Source organism: Neisseria sp. P0009.S007, assembly GCF_051962515.1.
Map to the genome: position 1 here is coordinate 1 of NZ_JBQCVF010000911.1, position 427 is coordinate 427.

General features: G+C 41.0%; 1 pseudogene. It reads right to left on the minus strand.

Annotation, left to right across the window (positions count from 1 at the left end):
* Window positions 1–427 (minus strand): annotated as a pseudogene (locus ACTHS3_RS17070) (HNH endonuclease); the annotation flags it as partial.

Genomic DNA, 427 nt, shown 5'->3' on the forward strand with positions numbered 1-427 from the left:
TCTAGTCCTGTTAGCGGGCAGTTCGGATACTGTTCGAGTAGTTTTTGCCGGAATCTGCCTTGCCCTTGACGGGCTTTTATCAAAGTTTCAATTTCGGTTCGCTTTTCTGGATTAGTCTCGGAGGCTAAACATTCTTCGAGTTCGTCTATATCAGATTTTAAGGACAGGGCAGAAGCTACCTGAAAATTTGGTATTCCCATGAGCCGTCCTACCGGTAATCCGTTTTTCTTACAGGTTCCGCATGGAGTTAGTTCTCTCCTGTATTCATCCAGGCTCCATTTTTCAAGTTCTTCAATTGAGTTTGAGCAAACTTTGAAATATTTTCCAGTTGTGCGCCCCGGCCTTTTATTTAGTTGGTTACAATTAGCAAAATGTATTTTGGGATAATCTTTCCAAATCTTAGAAGGGTCTTTAGTTTGATCTATAT